Origin of the sequence: Enterobacter cloacae complex sp. P42RS, assembly GCF_014930595.1 — a bacterium.
Classification (GTDB): Bacteria; Pseudomonadota; Gammaproteobacteria; order Enterobacterales; family Enterobacteriaceae; genus Enterobacter; species Enterobacter bugandensis.
This window is the reverse complement of sequence record NZ_JADBRK010000001.1, coordinates 421,056-444,858: the sequence shown is the minus strand read 5'-3', so window position 1 is coordinate 444,858 and position 23,803 is coordinate 421,056. Positions and strand designations below refer to the sequence as shown.

Here is a 23,803-nt window from a genome sequence, read left to right as displayed (position 1 = left end):
AAAAGGGATCCCGGCATGGCGAATTTGCCCTGGCGAATCAGCGTGCGCCTGACGGCGCTTGCAAAGAAAACAGGGATGGTCGTGGGGATCGTCCTGGTCGTCCTGTTGGCGGTGCGGGTCTATCTCTCGCAGCAGGGGCCGGACCTGCACCTCTGGCACACCTGGCGGGCGAACGAGATGTCCGTGCGTGAACTCGATAACACCAACTTTGCCGGGTATGTTGCCCGGGAAAACGCCATTTTCGCCGAGCTTGATAGGGCGGTGACGGCGAAAACAGCGGGCGAGGAACAAACGCCGCTAAACCGCTATTATCGCCAGAGCCTGGTTTGGCCGGGACAGTTCACGCCCGATGCCAACCGTTCGTTTGTGCTGATGCCAGCAGGAAAACCTCGTGGCGCGGTGGTATTGCTGCACGGACTGACTGACTCGCCTTACAGCGTCAGGCACCTTGCCGAAAATTATCAACAGCATGGTTTCGTGGCCGTGGTTCCGCGCCTGCCCGGACACGGCACCGCGCCCGGCGCGCTAACCGACGTTGACTGGGAGATGTGGCTCGCGGCGACGCGTCTTGCCGTGCGGGAAGCCACGCGCCTGACGGGGAATAACGTGCCGCTGCATCTGGTGGGGTACTCCAACGGCGGGGCGCTGGCGATGAAATATGCTCTCGATGCGCTGGATTCCTCTGCGCTTCGTCGACCGCAGCAGGTAATCCTGCTCTCACCAATGATCGGCGTAACGGCCTTTGCGCGTTTTGCCGGTTTTGCAGGGCTACCAGCGCTGCTGCCGGCGTTTGCCAAAGCGGCGTGGCTTAATATCTCTCCGGAATATAACCCGTATAAATACAACTCGTTCCCGGTGAACGCCGCCCGCCAGTCGTGGCTGCTGACGAAGGCCCTGCAGGAGCAGATTGGCCGTGAGGCGCGGGAGAACAGGCTGGTGAATTTGCCCCCGGTACTTGCATTCCAGTCGGTAATGGACTCCACGGTTAGCACCCGCGCGGTGGTGACCGGCCTGTTTGACCAGCTTCCGGCAAACGGCAGCGAGCTGGTGGTGTTTGATATCAATCAGGCGGCCAGCTTCCGTCCGCTGTTCAAACCGTCGTCGTGGACGGCAACCTCGGCGCTGCTGCCGGTTGCGCAGAGACGTTACAGTGTCACGATTATTACCAATGCGGACGTACACAGTTTCTCGACGGTGGCGAAAACAACGCCAGCAGGCAGCACGCGGGAGACGGTTGTGCCGCTTGTGCAGACCTGGCCGCAGGATGTCTATTCGCTGTCGCACGTTGCCGTGCCGTTCCCGCCGGATGACGATCTCTATGGCCGCGAACCTGGGGTGAAAAACCGCTACGGGATAAGCCTGGGGACGATTGCGCTGTGGGGAGAAACGTCCGTATTGAGCGTCGGTAAAGAGGCGCTGATGCGGGTCACCTCGAACCCGTTTTACGACTATATGCAGGAGAGGATCGACAGCAGGATTGGCGATGGGGAAAAGTAACGTTCCCTTGTGGCGTGAATATGTTAGGTCGCATTGATTAAGTATGTTACATAGTAGCTTCAAGGCACCTCTCTTTCTCATTGGAACCCCTTTTTGTGCTCACGACACTGATCTACCGAAGCCAGTTGAATTTATCCCGCCCGTCCACCGAGCTGCGGGAGCTGGTGGAGCGCGCCAGGGGCCGCAACACAAAACTGGATATTACCGGCGTCCTCCTGGCTAATGGGAATGAGGTTCTGCAGATCCTCGAAGGGTCGGAAGAGAGTGTGGTCAAACTGTTCCATACCATCCGTGAGGACAAGCGGCACAGCGGGGTGGTAGAACTGCTGCGGGACTATGGTCCGCGCAGACGCTTCGAAAACGTCGGGATGCTGCTGTTCGACCTGCAAACGCAGTCGCCGAAAGAGGTGCTGCAGTCGGTGCTGCGCTACAGCAAGCTGGACAGCTATCTGACCTCCGACGATCGGGTGTTCAAATTTATTCAGACCTTTATAACCGGTAAACGTCCGGCCCCGTCGGGGACGCGTTACACCTCGGACAAATGGACGCTCTCGACCGAAGCGCTACCCTTTGGCGAACATCTTGGCCTGATTGCCGGGCAAACCTGCCAGTTTGCGCTGCAGCCAATTGTCGAGCCCTCGGAAGGGAAAATCAGCTCCCTTGAGGCGCTTATCCGTAGCAATGACGGCGGCAGCCCGGAACATTTCTTCAGCTCCCTGGACCCGGCGAAAATCTATGAAGTCGATCTCCAGACGAAAGCGTATGCCTTCGCGCTGGCGGAAAAGCTGGGCATTGGAAGCCATAAAATCGCGGTAAACCTGCTGCCCATGTCGCTGGTGAATGTCCCTGGCGCGGTGGAATTTCTGGTCGATGAGATTAAAAAGCATGGCCTTCAGCCGGAGCAGGTGGTCATTGAAGTTACTGAAAACGAGATGATCTCCGGGTTCAACCAGTTTAACAGCGCCATCAAGCGGCTTCGCGGTGAGGGGGTAGGCCTGGCGATCGATGATTTTGGCTCGGGTTATGCCGGTCTTTCGCTGTTGACCCGCTTCCAGCCGGATAAAATCAAAATCGACCGCGAAATCATCAGCGATATCCATCTCAGCGGCCCGAAGCAGGCGATTGTGCGCTCCATCATCAGCTGCTGCTCCGATCTTGAAATTACCCTGGTGGCCGAAGGGATCGAGAAAATAGAGGAGTGGTGCTGGCTAGAATCTGCCGGGATCCGCCGCTTCCAGGGCTTCCTGTTTGCCCGTCCGCAGCTTAACGGCGTTGGCGATATTCGCTGGCCGCATCTGAAGCGTTAGGCAATTTTCCTCCCGCGTTATTTCCCCTTTTCCCTGCCTGTGCTTAAATAGCTAAAACGGTTTAACATAGTTTAGCTAAGAGGGTCACATGGAAAAAATCTGGGTACTTGGCGATGCGGTGGTGGATTTATTGCCCGATGGCGAAGGGAAATTACTGCAGTGCCCCGGCGGTGCACCGGCAAACGTCGCGGTGGGCATTGCCCGGCTGGGGGGCAAAAGCGCGTTTATCGGCAGGGTTGGGGACGATCCTTTCGGGCGCTTTATGGCGAAAACGCTCGCTGACGAGCGGGTCGACGTGAAGCATATGCGCCTTGACCCGGCGCACCGCACCTCTACGGTGGTGGTGGATCTGGACGACCACGGCGAACGCTCGTTTACCTTCATGGTGCGCCCGAGCGCCGATCTGTTTCTTGAACCCGCTGACCTGCCGACGTTCAGCGCGGGCGAGTGGCTGCACGTCTGTTCCATCGCGCTAAGCGCAGAGCCGAGCCGCTCGGCGACCTTTCAGGCGATGGACGCCATCCGGAAGGCGGGCGGTAACGTGAGCTTCGACCCCAATATTCGCCCGGATCTCTGGCCGGATGAGAACGCGCTGCGTCGCTGCCTGGAACAGGCCCTGCAAAGCGCCGACGTGGTCAAGCTCTCCGTTGAGGAACTGGCATTTTTAACCGGCGATGCGGATGTACGAGAAGGTCTGAACACGCTGATGCAGCGCTGCCCGGCGCGCCTGGTGCTGGTCACCCAGGGAAAAGAGGGCGTTATCGCCTGGCATGAGGGCGCGGTGAAACACTATCCGGCTACCCCTGTGCAATGTGTCGATACCACTGGCGCGGGCGATGCCTTCGTCGCCGGGCTGCTCTACGGGCTGGCCGCCGGTCAGGATCTGGTCCCGGCAATCGCCTTAGCCCAGCGCTGTGGCGCGTTAGCCACCACGGCAAAGGGGGCGATGACCGCGTTACCCTGGCAGCACGATCTGTAATCCTTCCTTCACTGGCCGCCGTCCGGCGGCCTGAATTGTCGCCTCGATCACACTTACTAAAACGGTTTAGCAAAAAAGATTGCCGATCCAAAATTCCCAGGTTTAGTATCAGCAGCCTAAACCGGTTTAGCAATTTAGCACGTTCGATTAATACTTTTAGGGATGCGACAAAATGTATAAAAAACGCAGACTTGCCGTGATGATAGGCATGCTGGCCGGCAGTACCTCTGTTTTTGCCCAGACGGATATGACGAGTATCGAAGCGCGCCTTGCCGCGATGGAGCAGCGCCTTCAGGCTGCTGAAGCGCGTGCGCAGGTCGCCGAAAAACGCGCCACCGAAGCCGAACAAAAAACGCAGCAGCTGGTCGCCGCCCAGCAGCAGACGCAAACCACAACCCAGGCGGTGGCGCAGCGTACCACCGCGTTGGAGAAAAAAGCGGATCAGAGCAGCGGATTTGAGTTCCACGGCTACGCCCGTTCCGGCCTGCTGATGAACGACGCGGCCTCCAGCAGCAAAAGCGGCCCGTACCTGACGCCAGCCGGGGAAACCGGCGGTGCGGTAGGGCGTCTGGGTAACGAAGCCGACACCTACGTCGAGCTGAACCTGGAGCACAAGCAAACCCTGGATAACGGGGCGACCACGCGCTTCAAGGCGATGCTGGCCGACGGTCAGCGAACCTATAACGACTGGTCAGCCGATACCAGCGATCTCAATATTCGCCAGGCCTTTGCGGAGCTGGGTAACCTGCCTGATTTTACCGGCGCGCTGAAGGGCAGCACCTTTTGGGCGGGTAAACGCTTCGACCGCGACAACTTTGACATTCACTGGCTGGATTCCGACGTGGTATTCCTGGCCGGTACCGGCGGCGGTGTCTACGACGTGAAGTGGAACGACTCGCTGCGCAGCAACTTCTCGATCTACGGCCGCAACTTCGGCAGCGTGGAGCAGACCGACAATAACGTTCAGAACTACATCCTCAGCATGAACCACTTCGCCGGGCCGCTGCAGATAATGGTGAGCGGCCTGCGGGCGAAGGATAACGACGACCGTAAAGACGCTAACGGCGATCTCATCAAAACCGACGCGGCCAATAACGGCGTTCATGCCCTGGTGGGGCTGCACAACGAGAGCTTCTACGGCCTGCGGGAAGGGAGTGCCAAAACGGCGCTGCTGTACGGTCACGGCCTGGGCGCAGAAGTTAAGAGCATCGGTTCCGACGGGGCGCTGCTGTCTGATGCCGATACCTGGCGCTTCGCAAGTTACGGTGTCACGCCTGTTGGCGGTGGCTGGAGTATCGCGCCTGCCGTGCTGGCGCAGAGCAGCAAAGATCGCTACGTCAAGGGCGACAGCTATGAGTGGGTGACGCTCAACACCCGCCTGATTAAAGAGGTGACCCAGAACTTCGCGCTGGCGTTTGAGGGAAGCTATCAGTACATGGATTTACATCCGGAAGGCTATAAGGACCGGAACGCCGTTAACGGCAGTTTCTACAAGCTGACCTTTGCGCCAACCTTAAAAGCGAGCAAAATCGGCGATTTCTTCAGCCGCCCGGAGCTGCGCCTGTTTGCCACCTGGATGGACTGGAGCAGCAAACTGGATAATTACGCCAGCGATGATGCCTTTGGCAGCAGCGGCTTCAACGCCGGCGGGGAATGGAACTTTGGGGTCCAGATGGAAACCTGGTTTTAACCCATCACGCTCCCGCCTGGCGGGGGCGTTTCGCACATCATAAAAAGAAGTCAGGCAGAGGTATCTATGGATGTTAATCAAATCGCCCGCGAGCTTATTCCGCTGCTGGGCGGCAAGGAAAATATCGCCAGCGCCGCGCACTGCGCTACGCGTCTTCGTCTGGTGCTGGTCGACGACGCGCTTGCCGATCGGCAGGCGATTGGCAAGGTCGAGGGCGTGAAGGGCTGTTTTCATAACGCCGGGCAGATGCAGGTCATTTTCGGCACGGGCGTGGTGAATAAGGTCTACGCCGCGTTTATTCAGGCGGCGGGGATTAGCGAGTCCAGCAAGTCTGAAGCGGCGGATATCGCGGCGCGCAAGCTGAACCCGTTCCAGCGCATTGCGCGTTTGCTTTCCAATATCTTTGTCCCGATCATTCCCGCCATTGTGGCGTCCGGCCTGCTGATGGGCCTGCTCGGCATGGTGAAAACCTACGGCTGGGTCAATGCGGATAACGCCCTCTACATCATGCTGGACATGTGCAGCTCGGCGGCGTTTATCATTCTGCCAATTCTGATCGGCTTTACCGCGGCGCGGGAATTTGGCGGGAACCCGTATCTGGGCGCGACGCTGGGCGGCATTCTGACCCACCCGGCGCTGACCAACGCCTGGGGCGTGGCCTCCGGCTTCCACACCATGAACTTCTTCGGCCTTGAGATCGCGATGATTGGCTACCAGGGCACGGTATTCCCGGTGCTGCTGGCCGTCTGGTTTATGAGCATCGTCGAGAAAAACCTGCGCCGCGCGATCCCGGACGCGCTGGATCTGATTTTGACGCCGTTCCTTACCGTCGTTATCTCTGGCTTCATCGCCTTGCTGATTATCGGCCCGGCAGGGCGCGCGCTGGGCGACGGCATCTCCTTTATTCTGAGCACGCTGATTGAACACGCGGGCTGGCTGGCCGGGCTGCTGTTCGGTGGGCTGTACTCGGTGATTGTGATCACCGGTATTCACCACAGCTTCCACGCGATTGAAGCCGGGCTGCTGGGTAACCCGTCGATTGGCGTAAACTTCCTGCTGCCGATCTGGGCCATGGCGAACGTGGCGCAGGGCGGCGCTTGTCTGGCGGTGTGGTTTAAAACCAAAGACGCCAAAATCAAAGCCATTACCTTACCGTCGGCGTTTTCTGCGATGCTGGGCATTACCGAAGCGGCCATTTTTGGTATCAACCTGCGCTTCGTGAAGCCGTTTATCGCGGCGCTGATCGGCGGCGCAGCGGGCGGAGCCTGGGTGGTGTCAGTGCATGTCTACATGACCGCCGTCGGGCTGACCGCTATTCCGGGCATGGCTATCGTTCAGGCCAGCTCGCTCCTTAACTATATTATCGGCATGGTGATTGCCTTCGGCGTGGCGTTTACCGTCTCGCTGCTGCTGAAATATAAAACGGACTCTGAATAATGACGCAACTTTCCCGCTGGCCTGCGATCCTGCAGGCCGTTATGAAAGGGCAGCCGCGCGCGCAGGCGGACAGCCATTACCCGCAGTGGCACCCCGCGCCGGTGACGGGGCTGATGAACGACCCGAACGGGTTTATCTGGTTTGCCGGACGCTACCACCTGTTTTATCAGTGGAACCCGCTGGCCTGCGAGCATCGCTTTAAATGCTGGGGGCACTGGAGCTCTGCGGACCTGGTGCACTGGCAGCATGAGCCGCTGGCGCTTATGCCCGACGAAGAGTATGACCGCAACGGCTGCTACTCCGGTAGCGCCGTGGACAACCACGGTGTCCTCACACTGTGCTACACCGGCAACGTTAAGTTTGATGACGGCAGCCGCACCGCCTGGCAGTGCCTCGCCGTGGAGCAGCCGGACGGAATCTTTACGAAGCTGGGGCCGGTGCTGGCACTGCCGGAAGGCTACACCGGCCACGTGCGTGACCCGAAGGTATGGCAGCACGACGGGGAGTGGTACATGGTGCTGGGTGCGCAGGATGTGCAAAAGCGCGGCAAGGTGCTGCTGTTTAAATCAGCCGATTTGCATGCCTGGACGTCCTGCGGGGAGATCGCTGGTCACGGCGTCAACGGCCTGACGGAAGCGGGGTATATGTGGGAGTGCCCGGACCTGTTCGCCCTCGACGGAACGCACGTCCTGATCTGCTGCCCGCAGGGGATGGCGCGCGAGCCGCATCGCTACCTCAATACCTATCCGGCCACCTGGATGAGCGGGGCATTTGACTATGCCAGCGCCGCATTCGATCACGGCGAGCTTCACGAGCTGGACGCGGGCTTTGAGTTTTACGCGCCGCAAACCACGCTGGCGGAGGATGGACGCCGCATTCTGATCGGCTGGATGGGCGTACCGGACGGGGAAGAGATGCTTCAGCCGACGCGGGCGCACGGCTGGATGCACCAGATGACCTGCCCGCGCGAACTCAGCTATCGCGACGGCAGGCTCTGGCAGACCCCGGCGCGCGAGCTGGCGGCGCTGCGTGAAGATGAGCAGCGCTGGCAGGGGCGCGCCAGCGAGGCGCCGGAACTGGACGCGACGCGCCTGGAGTTTGAGCTGGGCGCATCGCAGGTGAATGTCGATTTCGCAGGCGCGCTGCGCCTCACGGTCGATGAGCAGGGTTTACGCCTTGAACGCGCGAGCCTGAAAACCGGTGAAACATTGACCCGCTACTGGCAGGGTGAGGTTCGTCATTTACGCGTTCTGTGCGACTGCTCCAGCGTTGAAATTTTCATCAATCACGGTGAAGGGGTGATGAGCAGCCGCTATTTTCCTGACCATCCGGCCCGGGTGCGATTCGAAGGTGCGTCCGACATCACATTACGCTACTGGTCGCTGCGCGCCTGCATGATAGAATGAGGGTTTTGGCAGCCGGATCTAAGTCGTTGTGAGAAAAACAAAACGCGTCACCATTAAAGACATCGCGGAGCTGGCGGGTGTGTCAAAAGCCACCGCCAGCCTGGTCCTGAACGGGCGCAGCAAAGAGCTTCGCGTGGCGGAAGAGACGCGCGAGCGCGTGCTGGCGATTGCAAAAGAGCACCACTATCAGCCCAGCATTCACGCCCGCTCGCTGCGCGATAACCGCAGCCACACCATTGGTCTTGTCGTTCCCGAGATTACCAACTACGGTTTCGCCGTCTTTTCTCACGAGCTGGAGACGCTGTGCCGCGAGGCCGGCGTTCAGCTGCTTATCTCCTGCAGCGATGAAAACCCAGGGCAGGAGACGGTGGTGGTGAACAACATGGTGGCGCGTCAGGTGGACGGGCTGATTGTGGCCTCCAGCATGCTGACCGATGCGGACTACCTGAAACTGAGTGAGCAGCTGCCCGTGGTGCTTTTTGACCGGCACATGAACGACAGCGCGCTGCCGCTGGTGATCACCGACTCCATTTCCCCGACAGCGGCGCTGGTAGCGGACATTGCGCGCCAGCATCCGGATGAATTCTACTTCCTCGGCGGCCAGCCGCGCCTGTCTCCGACGCGCGACCGTCTGGACGGTTTTAAGCAAGGTCTGCGAGAGGCCGGCGTGGAGCTTCGCCCCGAGTGGATCATTCACGGTAACTACCACCCGAGCTCCGGGTACGAGATGTTTGCCGAACTTTGCGCCCGCCTGGGGCGTCCGCCAAAAGCGCTTTTCACCGCCGCCTGCGGGCTGCTGGAAGGGGTGCTGCGCTATATGGGCCAGCATAACCTGTTGCAAAGCGATATCAGATTAGCCAGCTTTGACGATCACTATCTCTACGATTCACTGACGATCCCGGTGGATACCATTCGTCAGGACAACCGCCAGCTGGCGTGGCACTGCTTTGATCTGATTGGCAAATTGATCGAAGGGGAGACGCCGCAGCCATTGCAGCGCAAGCTGGATGCCACCCTGCAGCGGCGCTATAAGTCAGGGGTATAGCGTCGTTCGATACATCAATAACTTTAATTAATTTAAGTTTTGGAAGCGCCGATAACCATAAGGAATAATTCTCCTTGAGGTATTGGTTTATGTCGTTGAAAAAGTCGTCCCTGATTGTCCTGTTCTCGCTGCTTTTGTTCTTTATCGTCAGCACCGTGACGAGCGTTGGCCTCATCATTAAAAGTAATAACTCGCTGGATAACGTAAACAAAGAGATCCAGGTGGTGCTGTCGATTATTGACCCCATCAACCACAGCCGTACGCTGCGCGTGCGCGTGATGGAGTACGTGAAGATGGTGGAAGCGGGCAACGCGGCGGACGAGTCTGCAAAGCTTGCCGCAGTGAAAGAGGCGCTGACCAAAGCGGACAATGCCTTTGCGGCGTTTATGGCTTCGCCGCGTCTGACGGATGAAGCACCGATGGTGAGTGCCTATCAGGACGCCTGGCAAAACTATCGCAACCAGGGGCTGGCGCCGCTGATCGATGCCGCTGCGGCGCACGATGTCGCCAAATTTGACGCGCTGATCCCGGAAGTTTCCCGTCTCGATCGTCAGTACGAAATCGTGCTCGACCAGGTGCTTTCGGTCCACCAGAAATACGCTAAAAGCCTGAACGAGGATGCGAGCAGCAATTTCGTCTCCGGCCTGGTGATGATTGCCGTTATTGCCAGCCTGTTTGTGGTGGTGATCGTTGCAGTCAGCTTCTTCATGAAGCGCTTTGTCTTTGCCCCGGTCAACCTGGCGCGCGAGCACTGCAGCCAGATTGCAGCGGGCAAGCTGGATGTTCCGGTGCCTGTGAAGGGGAGTTCAAGCAACGAAATCGACCACCTGATGGGTTCGATGGAGCAGATGCGTCAGGCACTGCTGGCGACCATCGCCCAGGTGCGCGATGCGAGCCATACCGTGACGCACGCGGCGCAGGAGATTGCCGCCGGAAATATCGATCTGGCTTCTCGTACCGAGCAGCAGGCTTCCGCGTTGACCCAGACGGCGGCGAGCATGGAGGAGCTGAGCGCGACGGTGGCGAACAATACCGATAATGTCTATCAGGCCGGAAAACTGGTGCAGGACGCGGTGAATAATGCCCACACCGGGGAAGCGGTGACCCGTGAAGTCATCGAAACGATGAACACCATCGCGGCGAACTCGAAGCGCATCGAAGACATTACCAGCGTGATCAACAGCATCGCCTTCCAGACCAACATTCTGGCACTTAACGCGGCGGTTGAAGCGGCGCGCGCCGGTACGCAGGGCCGCGGTTTTGCAGTGGTGGCCAGCGAAGTGCGCACTCTCGCGCAGAAAAGCGCGGTGGCGGCTAAAGACATCGAGAGCCTGATTGCGCAGTCGGTCTCAAGCGTCAAAAACGGTGCGGAGCTGGTGAGCCGCTCGGGCGAGGTGATTGATTCGATTATTTCGTCGGTGAATAAGGTGAATACGCTGATGGAGCAAATCTCCGTCGCCTCTGAAGAGCAGAGCCGCGGGATCGGCCAGGTCGGGCAGGCGGTAACCGAGATGGATGGCGTGACCCAGCAGAACGCCGCGCTGGTGCAGCAGTCCGCGGCGGCAGCTGCCTCGCTGGAGGAGCAGGCGCAGCAGCTTTCACGGAGTATTGCGAGTTTTAGGTTGCCGGTGCAGGCTTGATAGATGGTGTAAGGCCCCTCAGGGGGCCTTTTTTTGTGGTGGATGTAACAGGGAAGATGTGTCAGATAAGGCTTACTTTTTACTACTAGCATTCATATGAATAATCTTTGTATGACTTGCTCCATTTAAATTACTATTCGCCACGCGAAAGTGTGGCTTTTTTCTTAACGCCCGTAATTTCTTTCTGCCGAAGCTAATGCCTTATTTAAATTCTCTATAAATGTACTTCTTACTGCTGTCAGTGGATTAACTCGCCATTCCTTTGGCAAAGCGCGCCTGTTTGCTTCTTCTTGTAAGGGAGAATACAGCTTAACCATATAATCAAAGAAAAGTGTTGCCCTCTCAATTCTTAATTTTATACGATTCACAACATCACTTGAGCTGTTAGCTATAGCCCTTTCAAGCCTTTTTAATTCTTCCCAGCTTGCATCATCTGCGATAAATGTATCAACCATTAGAGATTCTACGAACATGAAATTTGAGATGAGGTCTCTGGTAATATATCCGCCTAGTCGTGTTGGATAGAAACTGGAACTAAAAGCAGCTTCATCGTGTGAAGCCGTGTTTACAAATCGCAGCCTACACAAATCCTTTAAAACTGCGATTGATATGTCGTCACCAATACCTACGCTTCTTAAATGTTTTTTCATCTCAGAACCATCAATGTATTGGAATGAAGCTTCACTGCTATATTGAACAAGCGCTGAGAGTATGAATAATCTTAATAACTGTAAGTTGGTTTTACCTTTTCTGGCATCAAAAGGATTACCTACAAGGGAATAGTCTTCAGAATATAATGCTTGATTCCCTAAGAGTATAGCTCTAAGAGCTTCGTGCCGTGGTAGTACATAATTTCCTGTGCTTTTGTAGGTTTGCCATGCTTTACCGACGTTAGTGTAACCATGTTCAAGAAATTCTCGTGTCATCCTTAAAGCATTACGAATATCACCTGCAGCAAGCACTTCGAGTAAACTCCCAACTTCTGTACCTAACACAGAACTTTGAACAAGAGAAATTATATCTGCATTATTACTTACATGGACCCTCATGCCGTTTTCCGCTTCAAAATCTCCGCTTTGACCTTGAGCCATATTTTTAGCCAAGAAGAATCTTTTAGATAAAACAGCCTCAACCTGTGGTGGTTCGATTAAAATAGGATCAAAATCATAAGCATTGAATGCAGCAGAGTTTCGATGTTCAACATATGTTGAATTTCTTAAAGAAATAACTAAATTTATTTTCAGTCTTTTTGAAAACGCGACGCAATCAGTGAATATTTGTGATTGAGTTTTTTGATCTAATTGGTCGACATTATCAACAACTAAAAATACAGGTGCGTGCCGTGTTGCGTAGGAAAATAAATTATCAATGTAAGGTTTTGTTTTGTTGTAATCCTCTTGTAATTTATCAGTAATTACTTTGTCTATTGCCTCTTTATTATTGGCTATTAAGAAGGCTGGTCCTTTTTTAATTGCATCGATTTCTTTTTTATAAGCATGCTCTACACATAATTTAAAATCAGAAAAATATGGGTCTTCAATAATGTATTCTTTCATCGTTTTGTAGATGAAATCTATTGAAGTTTCATCGTTTGTATGAGCAAGAAAATCAACTCTTATCCAATGAGGATATGGGCTCCCGTTTTTCTTTTCAAATACTGCTGCAGCAGAAATGTTTCTTGTATAGTGTAAAAAAGTTGTCTTTCCTGCGCCAACAGTTCCAAGAATGACAATTGCTAAAGGGTTGGAGTTCTTATGAGCTTTAGATAAAGCATCTCTGAAAACATTTGCATCTCTTTTTTGCATCGGCCTTACCGGCTGTGTATTAAAAAGATGCTGGCTTTTAGATATGTTCATGTTAATTCTTCTGTCGAATTTCATACGATCAGGTGAGTTGACATAACATTTTTCGAAAAGAGAAGGTTCAATATCGGTAATAGAGTCAGAAAAAGCTGTTGTTATAGCTTGTTCAATTAAAGGATAGATAGGGTTTCGCCCATCATAAGTGTTATTTTTTCTAATAACATTTTTTAATCTTCTTTCTTCAATTTGATCTTCAATGTTGCCTAAAAGATACAATTCTAAACTTGAGTTTATAACTGCTTTTCGAGATAGTAGATCATAGAACTCGGTGAAGTCGTCCCTTAATGCACTTTGCAAACTATTGAAAACTCTGGCGTAGGAAGAGTTAAACGCAACTTGATCGGTTCTATTTGCTGGGAAAATTATCCATTGTACGCCATTGGTTACTACTGCGAATTGTATGCTTAGTTTTCTGCAGTAATCCCTTGCTTGAACTATAGCATCACCGAACGGACCAATAAGAGCGTTATTTGATAACTTCAATCTTCTGTCATATTGCTGAGTAGCAAAAGGCACACCGATTTTTTTTGCTTCTATTATGAATGCTGTACTTGCCGTTCTTACTACATAATCTGAATATGTGGTAGTCCCATCTTCACTTACTCTTTCCTCAACAGTAACATCGTCTAATTCCCATTTTAGAACGTCAAAAAGAATTTTATCGATGACCTTGAGTCGTGTTTCAGCTTCATTTGCATCGGCTAGATCAAGTCTTCTTGATATCATTATGATATCTTCAATTGCATTGCTCATAACATTCCTTATCTGCTGCAGCATTGAACATGCGAACGATACTAAATCACTGTGATTTGAAAAAAAAGTGGACTGACCGTCCTTCTTGCATAGTTGTATCCTAGCGCATTAACTCGCATGAATCCTAGCACTTGCGTTAATCCTGCGACTAAGGTCATTAGTCATAGAACATGATATTTTGGAAGAAATCAAGGAACAGGTCCCATCGACAAGACCCCATCTTCTTGCACGGGTTTTGCAAGGTTCTACAATTTGTACGTCACGTAAATTTCGTATCACTCGAAAATTTTATATTCACCCCAGCAATATTTCCTTCCCTCATCCGTCTACCTCACCACAAGCCATAATCAGTTACTGTAAACGAGGTAAACACCATGAGAGATTTTGAAATGCACGGCAGAGGTCACGGGCGCGGATTCGGTCGCCACCGTATGGGCAAGGGTTTAATCATCGGCGCGGTGATTTTCATCGTGCTCGGCCTGCTGGTGATGTCCCTGTGGAATGCCTTGCTTCCGGCGATCCTCGGCGTGAAGGCCATCGGATTCTGGCAGGCGCTGGGCATTCTGGTGCTGAGCCGCATTCTGTTTGGCGGATTAGGTTTCCGCCCGGGGATGTTTGGCGCGCACCGGCGGATGCACGAGCGCTGGATGAACATGACGCCCGAGCAGCGCGAGGCGTTTATTCAGCAGCGTCGCGAAGGCTTTGGTCGTCACGGTCGCGGTCACTGCGGCTGGCACGGCCATCGTGACGATAAGCGCGATGACGCCGCGCCCAAAACCCCGGAAGCAGAGTGAGCGAAATGAAAGCCGGGGAGGCGGGCGGATCCATGCTGATGTCGGCGCTCAACGCCTGCCGCGCCCGGCTGAAAGCCTTCATTCGCGGACGGACGTCCGTTCGCGATGATGCCGACGACATTTTGCAGGAAGTCACGTATCAGCTGATGAAAGTGGAGCAGCCGGTCGAAAACGTCGCGGCCTGGCTGTTCCGCGCGGCGCGTAACGAGATGACAGACCGGGCGCGTAAAAAGCGCGAGGTGCCGCTCTCCGGCTATTTTACGGGCGAAGACGAAGAGGGTTTTCCCGAGGACGAGCTGGCCGAAACCCTGTTCGGCGTACCGCAAACGCCGGAGGAGGAGTATCTCAAAACGCTGCTGTGGGAAGAGCTGGGGCAGGCGCTGTCTGAACTGTCGCCGCCGCAGCGGGAGGTGTTTGAAAAGACCGAGCTGCACGGGTACAGCATTAAAATGCTGGCAGAGGAGACAGGGGCCAGCGAGCAGGCGCTTCTATCCCGCAAGCACAAGGCGGTGCTGTTTCTGCGCACGCGGCTGCGGGATATCTACGACGCGCTGACGGGGGAATAGCGGCGACAGACAAAACCTTACACTTCCGGCACTTGTAGATTCATCACTATCGTTTATGATCGGGGCGTCTTGCTACTCTGGAATATTATGCGCAACCGTCAGCTCCTCGGAAAATGGCTTCTGATCGTCACCTGTCTCGCGATGGCGATTTGCCTCGTGCAGCGTGCGGTGATGCTCAACCATTTTTTACAGGGACTGGATCCGCAGATTTCACTGAGTGCAGATGCCCCAACCCAAAGCAGCACCGAGCAGTCCGGGCCATCGCCCTGCCAACTGGGCGCCCAGTCGCTTCTTTGTGCCCAGCCGCTGTTCTTCGACGGCGCGCTGCCGGCTATCATTATCTTCTTCGCGCTGTTACAGCTGCTGACGCAAGGGCGGGCCTATGCTCCCGCGGAACAGCCCGTTCAGGCACCGCCTCCCCGAATACACCTTAAAAACTGCGTTTTCCGTGAATGAAAATCATCGTCACCACACGATAATTTTTCACTGTTCACGGAGTAATACATGGTTAACCTCTTCAGGGGATTCGTCCTCCTGTGGCTGTCCTGCATCGGCGTTGCCCATGCGGCAGACACCGGCTGGCTGGTCTCCCCACAAAACGATCACGCCCGCATCCGCTTTCAGGCGGAGAGGGAACAAACGCACGTTAAAGGCCTGCTCACCGTTGAGCTAAAGCCCGGCTGGAAAACCTACTGGCGATCGCCGGGCGAGGGCGGCGTCGCGCCAAAAATCAGCTGGCCGGACGGCGTAACGGACAGCTGGTCCTGGCCGGTTCCGTCGCGCTTCGATATCTCCGGCATGACGACGCAGGGGTATCACGATAAGGTCACGATTCCGATCGTTCTCGACGGGGTGAAGAACGACGCGCTCAATGGAACGCTCACGCTCTCCACCTGCAGCAACGTCTGCCTGCTGACGGACTACCCGCTGCATCTCGATTTTACCCAGCCGGTGGATGAGGGCTTCCGTAGCGAGTTCGAGCAAGCGATGCGCGCCGTGCCCGGTACGTCAGGCGTATCCGCAGATCTTTCCGCATGGCTATCCGGCGACAAGCTGGTGATTACCGGTACGACGGACGGGAAGTGGGACAATCCGGGGATCTACTTTGACCCGCTGGAGGGTGACATTCTCCCCGGCGAGCCGGCCATTAAGCATGACGGCAACACGCTTCGTGTGACGGTACCCATGACCGACGAATGGGGCGATAAACCCGCCTCGCTGGAAGGCAAGAGGCTGTCGTTTGTGCTGACCAATGGCGGTAACGCGCAGCAAACCACCATGACCGTTGGGGCAACTCCCGCAGAGCCTTCCGCGCCTGAAGGAACGGGTAAAATGGTACTTTTTGCCCTGCTGGGCGGATTGATCCTGAACCTGATGCCCTGCGTGCTGCCGGTAATGGGCATGAAGCTTAACAGCATCCTGCAGGCGGGATCGGACAGGCGCGCCATCCGGCTGCGCTTCCTGGCCACCAGCGCCGGGATCCTCACCTCCTTTGCGCTGCTCGCCGCGATGGTGACCGCGCTTAAGCTGACCGGGGCGTCGCTGGGGTGGGGCATTCAGTTCCAGAACCCGTGGTTTATCGGCCTGATGGTTGCCGTGACCTTCCTCTTTGCGCTGAACCTGTTAGGGGCGTTTGAGATGCTGCTGCCTTCAGCTGCCGCCGGGCGGCTGGCAACGGCAGGGGGCACAGGGCTTGGCGGCAGCTTCTGCGAAGGGATGTTCGCCACGCTGCTTGCCACGCCGTGCTCCGCGCCGTTCCTCGGCACGGCGGTTGCCTTTGCCCTTGGCGCGCCGCTGCACGCCCTGTGGCTGATCTTCCTGATGCTGGGCGTGGGCATGAGCCTGCCGTGGCTGTTCGTTGCCCTGGTGCCGAAAACGGCCATGCTGCTGCCAAAACCCGGCCGCTGGATGAACACGCTCAAAACGATCCTGGGCCTGATGATGCTGGCCTCCAGCCTCTGGCTGGTCACGCTGCTGAGCCTGCATCTCGGTGAGGCGGTCAGCCAGATCGTGATGCTGGTGCTGATCGCTATCGCGCTGGCGCTGTTCGCGAAGAAGGGGCAAACCTCCTCGCCGTTAATCTTGGTCGTGGTCATCGCGCTGTCGGTGTTCGGCGGGTATCAGCTGCGCGGGTTGCTCAACACACCGTCTGACGCCACCACGCAAAGCGTCGCACAGACCATCCCGTGGCAGCCGCTCAGCGAGGAGGCCATTGAGCAGGCGCTGGCGCAGGGGAAACGGGTGTTTGTGGATATCTCGGCGGACTGGTGCGTGACCTGCAAAGTTAACGAGCACCGGGTACTGCGTCAGCCGGACGTTATTGCCGCGCTGAGCCAGCCGGACGTGGTGGCCCTGCGCGGAGACTGGAGCCAGCCCTCCGCGCTGATCGCAGAGTTTCTCGCGAAGCGAAACCGCTACGCCATTCCCTTTAATGAGGTCTATGGCCCTGGCACGCCTGAGGGGGACATCCTCTCGCCGCTGCTGGACAAGCGCACCCTGGTCACCACCCTGAACAACGCAAAAGGCTGATGCATTATGAAAAAATTCTTTATTACGCTTATGCTCCTGCTGGCCTCGGCTCAGGTCATGGCAGCCCAACCGCTGACGCCGGACCAGGAACAGCGCGCGCAGAAGATGATCGCTGATTTCCTGTTTAACGATCCGGATTCGCCGCGTATTGGCGCGAAAAATCCAAAGCTTACCCTGGTGGTGTTTACCGACTATAACTGCCCGTACTGTAAGAAATTCGATCCTTACCTGGAGAAGATCGTCGAAAAACATCCTGATGTGGCGGTGGTCTTTAAGTTTTTACCTTTCCGCTCGGAAAGTTCGCTGACCGCCGCGCGCGACGCGTTAACCGTCTGGCGCGCGCATCCCGAGCAGTTTATGAAATTTAACCATACCCTGATGGCCAAAAAGGGATACCACGATGACGCCAGCATTCAGGAGGCGCAAAAGCGCGCGGGGGTGAGCGTCAGCGCGCCGGATGACGAGAGCATGGTGTCGATCAAACGCAGCCTGATCGTCGCGGAAAAAATGGGAATTCAGGGCACGCCCGCCACGCTTATCGGCGAAGGGCTGCTGCCCGGCTGGGTTCCTTTTGAACAGTTCGACGAAATGGTCAGTGACGCACTGAAAAACCGCTAACCTGAAGGGGGCGGAATGCCCCCGACAAACCGGAGAGGGAAATGAAAAAATTACTGTTACTTTCGGCGCTGGCGACCTCAGGGCTGGCCCAGGCCGCTGATGCCATACCGGATGTGGTGAAGCAGTTCAGCGAGCAGCAGCAGATCAAAATCATTAAGAAACTGGATGCCCCCGGCGGCGCACCGGCCTGGCTGGGGCAATATCAGGACATGGGCGTGACGCTGTTTTTAACGCCGGACGGCAAGCACGTCATCTCGGGCTATCTGTACGATGAAAAAGGAAAAAACCTCAGCGAAGGCTATTTCCAGAAAGAGATCTACGCTCCGATGGGGCGCGAGATGTGGAAGAACCTCAACGCGGCGCATCCCCTGAAGGAAGGGGCAGATAACGCTCCGCGTAAGGTCTTCGTCTTCGCCGATCCGTTCTGCCCGTACTGCAAGCAGTTCTGGTCTGAAGCGCAGCCGTGGGTGAAGGCGGGCAAGGTTCAGCTCAACACGCTGCTGGTGGCGTTTCTTAACCCCAACAGCGGGCGTAACGCCTCTGCGATCCTGAATGCGAAAGATCCGGTTTCGGCCTGGCGCGAATACGAGCTTTCCGGTGGGAAAAAATTGCCAAAACCTGAAGGGGACGCTTCCCGCGAAACGGTAGCGATCCTGCAAAAGCATCAGGCGCTGATGGACAGCCTGGGCGCAAACGCCACGCCGGCCATTTACTATCTGAATGCGGAAAACGAGCTGCAGCAGGTGGTCGGTATGCCGGACGCGCAGCAGCTTGAGGCAATGTTCGGGCCGAAGCCGTAAGAAATCAGGCAGAAACGGGGTGTTTCTGCCTGATAGTCACTTAGCTACCCCAGCGTCCTTTGAGGTAGTTCACCGCCTGCTGGGTCTGCGGCTGGTTCAGGTAATCTTCCCGGAACAGGATGGTGCCGTTCACGTTAGGCAGCGAATCGTTAAGGTCGAGCTGTTTTTTTAGCTCCGGCACGCCGCCCTGTACCGTCCAGTCCGGCTCATTTTTCGACGGTTCGCCCACCTTGTAAAACGCGATACCGATATACAGGCGGGTGTGGGTCGGCTTGACGACGTCGGCCCACCATTTGGTCAGCACGTCGTAGCGCGCGGCGTCCCGGGAGAAGGGCCAGTATATCTGCGGGGCAATGTAGTCCAGCAGGCCCTGCTGCACCCACTGACGCGTATCGGCGTAGGATTCATCGTAGGCCGCGGCGCCGCGCGTGTCCGAACCCGCCGGGTCAAAGGAGCGGTTCCGCCACACGCCCGCCGGGCTGACGCCAAACTCCACGTTGGGCCTGGTCTGCTTGATCGCGCGGGAGACCTGCACGATCAGCTGCTGCGTATTGTGTCTGCGCCAGTCGGCTTTTGAGGCAAATCCTTGGCCGTACTGCCGCCAGGTTTGCGCGTCGTTGAGCGCGGATCCCGGCGATTCAGCGTAAAAGTAATCATCAAACTGCACGCCGTCTACCGGGTAGTTTGCCACCACTTCGGTCACCACTTTGGTTATCCAGTCGCGCACTTCGGGAATGCCCGGGTCGAGAACAAAACGATCTCCGGAGACGCGTACCCATTCCGGGTGCTGAACATAAACGCTGGACGGGGTCAGATATGAAGTCCGGTTCAGGGCGGCGATGGTTGAGGGCTTAGTATTGGTCGACACGCGGTAAGGGTTGAACCAGGCATGAACCTTCATGCCGCGCTTGTGCGCTTCATCCAGCATAAACTGCAGCGGGTCGTAACCCGGATATTCGCCGATGTTGCCCGTCAGCATATCTGACCACGGCAGAATTTTTGATGACCAGAGCGCGGTGCTGTCCGGCTTCACCTGGAAAAATACGGTGTTAATCCCGAGGCGCTTAAGGTTGTCGAGCTTGCCGATCAGCGCCTGCTTTTGCATGGAGATGCGCTGGTCGGCGCTGCGGCCGTTCACCGAGGCCACCGGCGGCCAGTCGAGACGAGAGACGGTCGCCAGCCAGACCCCGCGCATCGGCTCGTTTGCCTGCTGCGTCGGTTTGCTGGCGGTGGGAAGAGGGGTAACCAATGATTTAGGTGGTTTTGAGGAGCAGCTTACAAGTAAAAGCGCGCAGGCAGCCAGCGCACCGTTCCGTTTTACGTGTCGCGTCATTTGCGTATTAGCTCTTGATAATCCGACTGTTAGCCCAGGGATTAAAGGCGGGCGCCGCCTGTTCTGCGCTTTCCTCATCGTTGAGGGAGTCCAGATACAGGGCTTCAACTTCCGCGCGCGCCCACGGGGTGCGGCGCAGGAATTTCAGGCTCGATTTAACGCTGGGATCTTTTCTGAAACAGTTAATTTTGATGCGGTCGCCCAATTCGCTCCAGCCATACTTCGCCACCAGGGCGTTGACCATCATCTCCAGCGTTACGCCATGTAAAGGATCTTTGGAAATGTGTGCAGTCATAGGTGTCGAAGGTCTCAGTTTTAGTGGGGGTGGGTTTACCGGTGAAAGGGTACAAGAAAGCAGGGGAAGCGGCAATGCAATCCAGATGGGATATGCATCCAGGTGACTGTGAAAAAGTAAACCCCCTTATTTATGCGTTAAGTGTGTTGCGCATGTACGTATAATAGCGTCAGGAGCTAAACGTTCAAAGATTCTAACCTTTCACGAGAAAAACGATTATGAGCAACAACGGCAATAAATTTACATATAAGAAGGTTTCGCCTGGGCTTGTCCAGATCAGGAACGACAAAATAGAAAAAATTAAGTTGTATAATTCACTCTGTCAACACGAAGGTTATACAAAAAAGAAAAATAACCCGTCATACAGTGAAGTCTGTATTGATTATGTCCCGCTAAAGAACATGTTGTTACTTGAAGATACTCTTGTCGCCAAAACTCACCTTTATGCTATTCCTGGGGCGCTAGAGTGTGGATATTCACAATGTATAAACTGGACTGCGGAAAGTTTATTAAATGCGCAAATCCGAAGAAATATTGGGCGATATACCATTGCGAGGTTGAAATTGGCCAGTGCTTGTATTGGTATTAGTAATAGCCGCGCTTTTAAAGTTAAGAATTTCTATCAGTGTGTAGAAAGTTCAGAAAAGTCTACTATTTCCTTTATCATTGGCGGATTTTTTTGTTATCAATCTGCAACTTTCTGGTTAAACTCCAGACATGAAAAAATAAAAAATTTTATTCATGCAGGACTTGCGGAAAAAGCTTCACTAAGCTTTACGCGAAAAAAGGACATGAAGACTACTCCTGATTACCTTATCGAGACAACACAGGGAAAGTGGCATACTTTTGAAAGCAAGGGAGGTGAAAGCTCCAGCAGATGGCAAAGGATAGAAGAGGGTATTGCACAGCTTGAAAGCGTGACTGAGGTTGGCTGGAAAGGTAAACAACGTATCCCTGTAAGTACCTTCGTCTGTACGCATGCCTCTATGGATACAGGAAAAGAGATTTCGATTAACGTTGTGGATCCTGACCCAGTGTATCCCCAGTCAATTATACTTAATCATGCTGTATGTGTTCTTCTCACTAAAATAGCATTAATCAATCTTTTTGATACTCTCGTAGAGGAAAATCCTGCGGGGATATTTAAAGTGGCTGGCATGGAAGAATGGATTTTTATCAGCACCCATCATTTTGATGGTATTCAACTCGGCATTCCGGAAAAGTACCTTAACTTAAATAAAATTTCAGTGAGTAATGTTGGGGTGTATTTGGCTCTGAAAGAGATAATTGACAGTGCGCTAATTGAAAATAATGAATTCCCCGCAACTGAGGAAATTGAAAAGGAATTATCTCATTTTTTTAAGCGTACTAACTCATCGCGCAAGTTTATGTCATTTTTAACCCCTTTGCTGAAGAAGAAACTTCCTTATGAAGAAACCTTACATCTCTTCTCAGAGTATCTCGGGTTGTCGGGGATGGCAAATGATTTTTGTCAGGAAGACGAACGGTTAGAAAAAGCATTGTCCGAATCTGTAAGGAAGCATAGGTCGCCATGGGGTGGACTTGTGCGTAAAGCACCATTGTCCGGTTACGACGACCCCTGGGAGAAGAAACAAAAGCAGAATAAAATGAAACCCTGATCCGTAACTGAAATGGGTGTAGCCAAAGGGCGCACATCAACGCGGCCTTTGACTACAAAGTGATTAGAACAGCTCCGGCGCCCACGGACGTGGATCCACTTCCATAAACGGCGCGCGCTCGAAGCGGTCCTTCAGCGCCCACGGCACCGTGCAGTCGAAGATCGTCTTGCAGGAAATGCCGTTGCCGCGAATCGAGGTGCTGTAATCCGGCGACTGGGACGGATCCAGCTGGTGGCCGCGGATCCCCGGAATATTGGTGATGCTCACATCGCCCTGCATGCGCGTCGTCATCGCCCACAGGATGTCGTCGCTGTCGAAAATATCCACATCTTCGTCGACAAGAATAATGTTTTTCAGCTCCGAATAGGTGGCTAAGGCGATGAGCGCCGCCTGGCCCTGGCGTCCTTCGTCTGACGGCTGGCGTTTTTTCACCTGCAATATGCCGAGGAACTTACCGCCGCCCGCGGTATGGGCATAGACGTTTTGCAGGAAGCCCGGAATTGCCTCTTCAACGGCATTACGGATGCTGGCCTCGGTCGGCAGTCCGGCCAGCGTGGTATGTTCTTCCCCCGGTCCCACCAGCGTCTGCAGGATCGCGTGGTTGCGCATGGTCACGGCTTTCACTTTGATCACCGGCAGGGAGGGATTCGCCTCACCGCAGTAGCCCGGGAACTCCGGCATCGCGTGGCCAGTGTTGGTATGCTGATCCTCTCTTACGCGCACGCCCGGAAGCAGTTCGCCTTCGATGATGATTTCCGCCCGTGCGATGGCTTTCTCTTTGACCGCCACGCCCTGCACCAGCTCGACCGGCTGCTGGCGCAGCGCCCCGGCGACGCCCAGCTCGTTGTAGCCAAACGGCGTGGTAGGGGCCTCAAAGCATGCGCCGATATAGATGGCGGGGTCGAGACCCATGTTGATCGTCACCGGCAGCGGTTTTCCGGCATCCTCCGCTTTTTTACGGAAGACTTCGATATGTCGCCCGGCGGCGAGGAACATGGAAAGCTCGTCGCGCTCCTGCACGCAGAGGCGGTGAATGGTGACATCCGTCAGCGAGCTGTCTTCCGGATCGCTTGCCAGCACCAGCCCCAGGCAGAAAAACGGACCGGCATCAATTGGCGTATTGGTCGGTGCCGGAAGCAATTTGCGAAGATCGAAGTCAGGATCGTCAGCGTAGAAGACCTGTTCCTGGCAGGGGGCCTGCGAGGCCGGAACGACAACCGGTGCGACCGGCTTTTTCACCGCATGGCCAACGTGTTTTGCCAGTTCAGACGGTTCGCAACCTAACAGCAGCGCCGCGCGCTCGCGGCTGGCGTGCATGCCCACCAGAATGCGGGAGCCCGGATAGCCCTTAACGCTGTTGAACATCATGGCCGGACCCGTGCGGGTCGGACGTTTGACCGTGCCACCTGCGCCGATATGGCGATAGACACCCGCCAGTTCCGCGTTGGGATCGACCGGATGATCGGTTTCAATATACTGCCCTTCGTGGCGCTGCAGTAAGGCGATGGCGCTGCGGAGATCGTTGACTTGGTTTTCCATATTTTCCTCCCTCGGTTGAATACCTCCATTTTTATGGCAAAGACCAATAGCATCAATTTCATCATTTCTGTTA

19 protein-coding genes are annotated in these 23,803 nt (G+C 55.2%); 15 read left to right on the top strand and 4 right to left on the bottom strand.

What is annotated here, in order from left to right:
• Positions 1-15: 15 nt before the first annotated feature.
• From IM314_RS02030 to IM314_RS01995, 8 genes are all read left to right on the top strand, one after another.
• Positions 16-1,497 (top strand): carboxylesterase, encoded by a 1,482-nt coding sequence (locus IM314_RS02030; RefSeq protein ID WP_193358216.1) that lies wholly within the window; start codon positions 16-18, stop codon positions 1,495-1,497.
• 95 nt (positions 1,498-1,592) lie between these two features.
• On the top strand, positions 1,593-2,804 hold the full coding sequence (locus IM314_RS02025; protein ID WP_041909895.1) for a diguanylate phosphodiesterase: 1,212 nt from the start codon (positions 1,593-1,595) through the stop codon (positions 2,802-2,804).
• 88 nt (positions 2,805-2,892) lie between these two features.
• Complete coding sequence (locus tag IM314_RS02020) at positions 2,893-3,783, top strand: aminoimidazole riboside kinase (RefSeq protein ID WP_193358217.1); 891 nt, start codon at positions 2,893-2,895, stop codon at positions 3,781-3,783.
• A 172-nt stretch (positions 3,784-3,955) separates the two neighbouring features.
• Entirely contained in the window at positions 3,956-5,473 is a 1,518-nt protein-coding gene (locus IM314_RS02015; RefSeq protein ID WP_193358218.1) for a carbohydrate porin, read from the top strand.
• Between the two features lie 66 nt (positions 5,474-5,539).
• Positions 5,540-6,910, top strand: coding sequence for a sucrose-specific PTS transporter subunit IIBC (locus IM314_RS02010; protein WP_028013216.1), 1,371 nt, complete (start codon positions 5,540-5,542; stop codon positions 6,908-6,910).
• Complete coding sequence (locus IM314_RS02005) at positions 6,910-8,316, top strand: sucrose-6-phosphate hydrolase (RefSeq protein ID WP_193358219.1); 1,407 nt, start codon at positions 6,910-6,912, stop codon at positions 8,314-8,316. Before IM314_RS02010 ends, IM314_RS02005 begins: the two co-directional genes overlap by 1 nt.
• A gap of 28 nt (positions 8,317-8,344) precedes the next feature.
• Positions 8,345-9,361 (top strand): LacI family DNA-binding transcriptional regulator, encoded by a 1,017-nt coding sequence (locus IM314_RS02000; protein ID WP_047365115.1) that lies wholly within the window; start codon positions 8,345-8,347, stop codon positions 9,359-9,361.
• Between the two features lie 89 nt (positions 9,362-9,450).
• On the top strand, positions 9,451-11,001 hold the full coding sequence (locus IM314_RS01995; RefSeq protein WP_193358220.1) for a methyl-accepting chemotaxis protein: 1,551 nt from the start codon (positions 9,451-9,453) through the stop codon (positions 10,999-11,001).
• A gap of 164 nt (positions 11,002-11,165) precedes the next feature.
• Here IM314_RS01995 and IM314_RS01990 read toward each other — a convergent pair whose 3' ends face one another.
• On the bottom strand, positions 11,166-13,616 hold the full coding sequence (locus IM314_RS01990; protein ID WP_193358221.1) for a P-loop NTPase fold protein: 2,451 nt from the start codon (positions 13,614-13,616) through the stop codon (positions 11,166-11,168).
• 374 nt (positions 13,617-13,990) lie between these two features.
• Here IM314_RS01990 and IM314_RS01985 point away from each other — a divergent pair, with 374 nt between their 5' ends.
• The 6 genes from IM314_RS01985 to dsbG all read left to right on the top strand — a co-directional run bounded on the left by IM314_RS01985 (position 13,991) and on the right by dsbG (position 18,923).
• Positions 13,991-14,410 carry a hypothetical protein gene (locus IM314_RS01985; RefSeq protein ID WP_047365118.1) on the top strand — a complete coding sequence of 140 codons (420 nt, stop codon included), beginning with the start codon at positions 13,991-13,993 and terminating at the stop codon, positions 14,408-14,410.
• A 5-nt stretch (positions 14,411-14,415) separates the two neighbouring features.
• Positions 14,416-14,976: an RNA polymerase sigma factor gene (locus IM314_RS01980; protein ID WP_060571876.1), complete on the top strand. Its 561-nt coding sequence runs from the start codon at positions 14,416-14,418 to the stop codon at positions 14,974-14,976.
• 87 nt (positions 14,977-15,063) lie between these two features.
• Positions 15,064-15,432, top strand: coding sequence for a hypothetical protein (locus IM314_RS01975; RefSeq protein WP_193358222.1), 369 nt, complete (start codon positions 15,064-15,066; stop codon positions 15,430-15,432).
• Positions 15,433-15,480: 48 nt separating this feature from the next.
• Complete coding sequence (locus IM314_RS01970) at positions 15,481-17,505, top strand: protein-disulfide reductase DsbD (RefSeq protein ID WP_193358223.1); 2,025 nt, start codon at positions 15,481-15,483, stop codon at positions 17,503-17,505.
• A gap of 6 nt (positions 17,506-17,511) precedes the next feature.
• Complete coding sequence (locus tag IM314_RS01965; protein ID WP_048959688.1) at positions 17,512-18,123, top strand: DsbA family protein; 612 nt, start codon at positions 17,512-17,514, stop codon at positions 18,121-18,123.
• Positions 18,124-18,164: 41 nt separating this feature from the next.
• Positions 18,165-18,923 (top strand): thiol:disulfide interchange protein DsbG, encoded by a 759-nt coding sequence (gene dsbG / locus IM314_RS01960; protein ID WP_193358224.1) that lies wholly within the window; start codon positions 18,165-18,167, stop codon positions 18,921-18,923.
• 40 nt (positions 18,924-18,963) lie between these two features.
• On the opposite strand, the gene IM314_RS01955 is transcribed toward dsbG, so the two are convergent.
• Positions 18,964-20,256 (bottom strand): glycoside hydrolase family 10 protein, encoded by a 1,293-nt coding sequence (locus IM314_RS01955; RefSeq protein ID WP_193358225.1) that lies wholly within the window; start codon positions 20,254-20,256, stop codon positions 18,964-18,966.
• A 7-nt stretch (positions 20,257-20,263) separates the two neighbouring features.
• Entirely contained in the window at positions 20,264-20,551 is a 288-nt protein-coding gene (locus IM314_RS01950; protein WP_041909918.1) for a VF530 family DNA-binding protein, read from the bottom strand.
• 218 nt (positions 20,552-20,769) lie between these two features.
• Between IM314_RS01950 and IM314_RS01945 the strand changes: the two genes are divergently transcribed.
• Positions 20,770-22,191 carry a hypothetical protein gene (locus IM314_RS01945; RefSeq protein WP_193358226.1) on the top strand — a complete coding sequence of 474 codons (1,422 nt, stop codon included), beginning with the start codon at positions 20,770-20,772 and terminating at the stop codon, positions 22,189-22,191.
• A gap of 63 nt (positions 22,192-22,254) precedes the next feature.
• Here IM314_RS01945 and IM314_RS01940 read toward each other — a convergent pair whose 3' ends face one another.
• Positions 22,255-23,730, bottom strand: coding sequence for a UbiD family decarboxylase (locus IM314_RS01940; RefSeq protein WP_153655854.1), 1,476 nt, complete (start codon positions 23,728-23,730; stop codon positions 22,255-22,257).
• Positions 23,731-23,803 lie beyond the last annotated feature (73 nt).

Excerpts from the sequence above, each read along its gene's own strand:
- IM314_RS02030 (WP_193358216.1), top strand. The coding sequence starts at position 16 with ATGGCGAATTTGCCCTGGCGAATCAGCGTGCGCCTGACGGCGCTTGCA.
- IM314_RS02020 (WP_193358217.1), top strand. The coding sequence starts at position 2,893 with ATGGAAAAAATCTGGGTACTTGGCGATGCGGTGGTGGATTTATTGCCC.
- IM314_RS02015 (WP_193358218.1), top strand. The coding sequence starts at position 3,956 with ATGTATAAAAAACGCAGACTTGCCGTGATGATAGGCATGCTGGCCGGC.
- IM314_RS02010 (WP_028013216.1), top strand. The coding sequence starts at position 5,540 with ATGGATGTTAATCAAATCGCCCGCGAGCTTATTCCGCTGCTGGGCGGC.
- IM314_RS02005 (WP_193358219.1), top strand. The coding sequence starts at position 6,910 with ATGACGCAACTTTCCCGCTGGCCTGCGATCCTGCAGGCCGTTATGAAA.
- IM314_RS01995 (WP_193358220.1), top strand. The coding sequence starts at position 9,451 with ATGTCGTTGAAAAAGTCGTCCCTGATTGTCCTGTTCTCGCTGCTTTTG.
- IM314_RS01990 (WP_193358221.1), bottom strand. The coding sequence starts at position 13,616 with ATGAGCAATGCAATTGAAGATATCATAATGATATCAAGAAGACTTGAT.
- IM314_RS01985 (WP_047365118.1), top strand. The coding sequence starts at position 13,991 with ATGAGAGATTTTGAAATGCACGGCAGAGGTCACGGGCGCGGATTCGGT.
- IM314_RS01980 (WP_060571876.1), top strand. The coding sequence starts at position 14,416 with ATGAAAGCCGGGGAGGCGGGCGGATCCATGCTGATGTCGGCGCTCAAC.
- IM314_RS01975 (WP_193358222.1), top strand. The coding sequence starts at position 15,064 with ATGCGCAACCGTCAGCTCCTCGGAAAATGGCTTCTGATCGTCACCTGT.
- IM314_RS01970 (WP_193358223.1), top strand. The coding sequence starts at position 15,481 with ATGGTTAACCTCTTCAGGGGATTCGTCCTCCTGTGGCTGTCCTGCATC.
- IM314_RS01965 (WP_048959688.1), top strand. The coding sequence starts at position 17,512 with ATGAAAAAATTCTTTATTACGCTTATGCTCCTGCTGGCCTCGGCTCAG.
- dsbG (WP_193358224.1), top strand. The coding sequence starts at position 18,165 with ATGAAAAAATTACTGTTACTTTCGGCGCTGGCGACCTCAGGGCTGGCC.
- IM314_RS01955 (WP_193358225.1), bottom strand. The coding sequence starts at position 20,256 with ATGACGCGACACGTAAAACGGAACGGTGCGCTGGCTGCCTGCGCGCTT.
- IM314_RS01950 (WP_041909918.1), bottom strand. The coding sequence starts at position 20,551 with ATGACTGCACACATTTCCAAAGATCCTTTACATGGCGTAACGCTGGAG.
- IM314_RS01945 (WP_193358226.1), top strand. The coding sequence starts at position 20,770 with ATGAGCAACAACGGCAATAAATTTACATATAAGAAGGTTTCGCCTGGG.
- IM314_RS01940 (WP_153655854.1), bottom strand. The coding sequence starts at position 23,730 with ATGGAAAACCAAGTCAACGATCTCCGCAGCGCCATCGCCTTACTGCAG.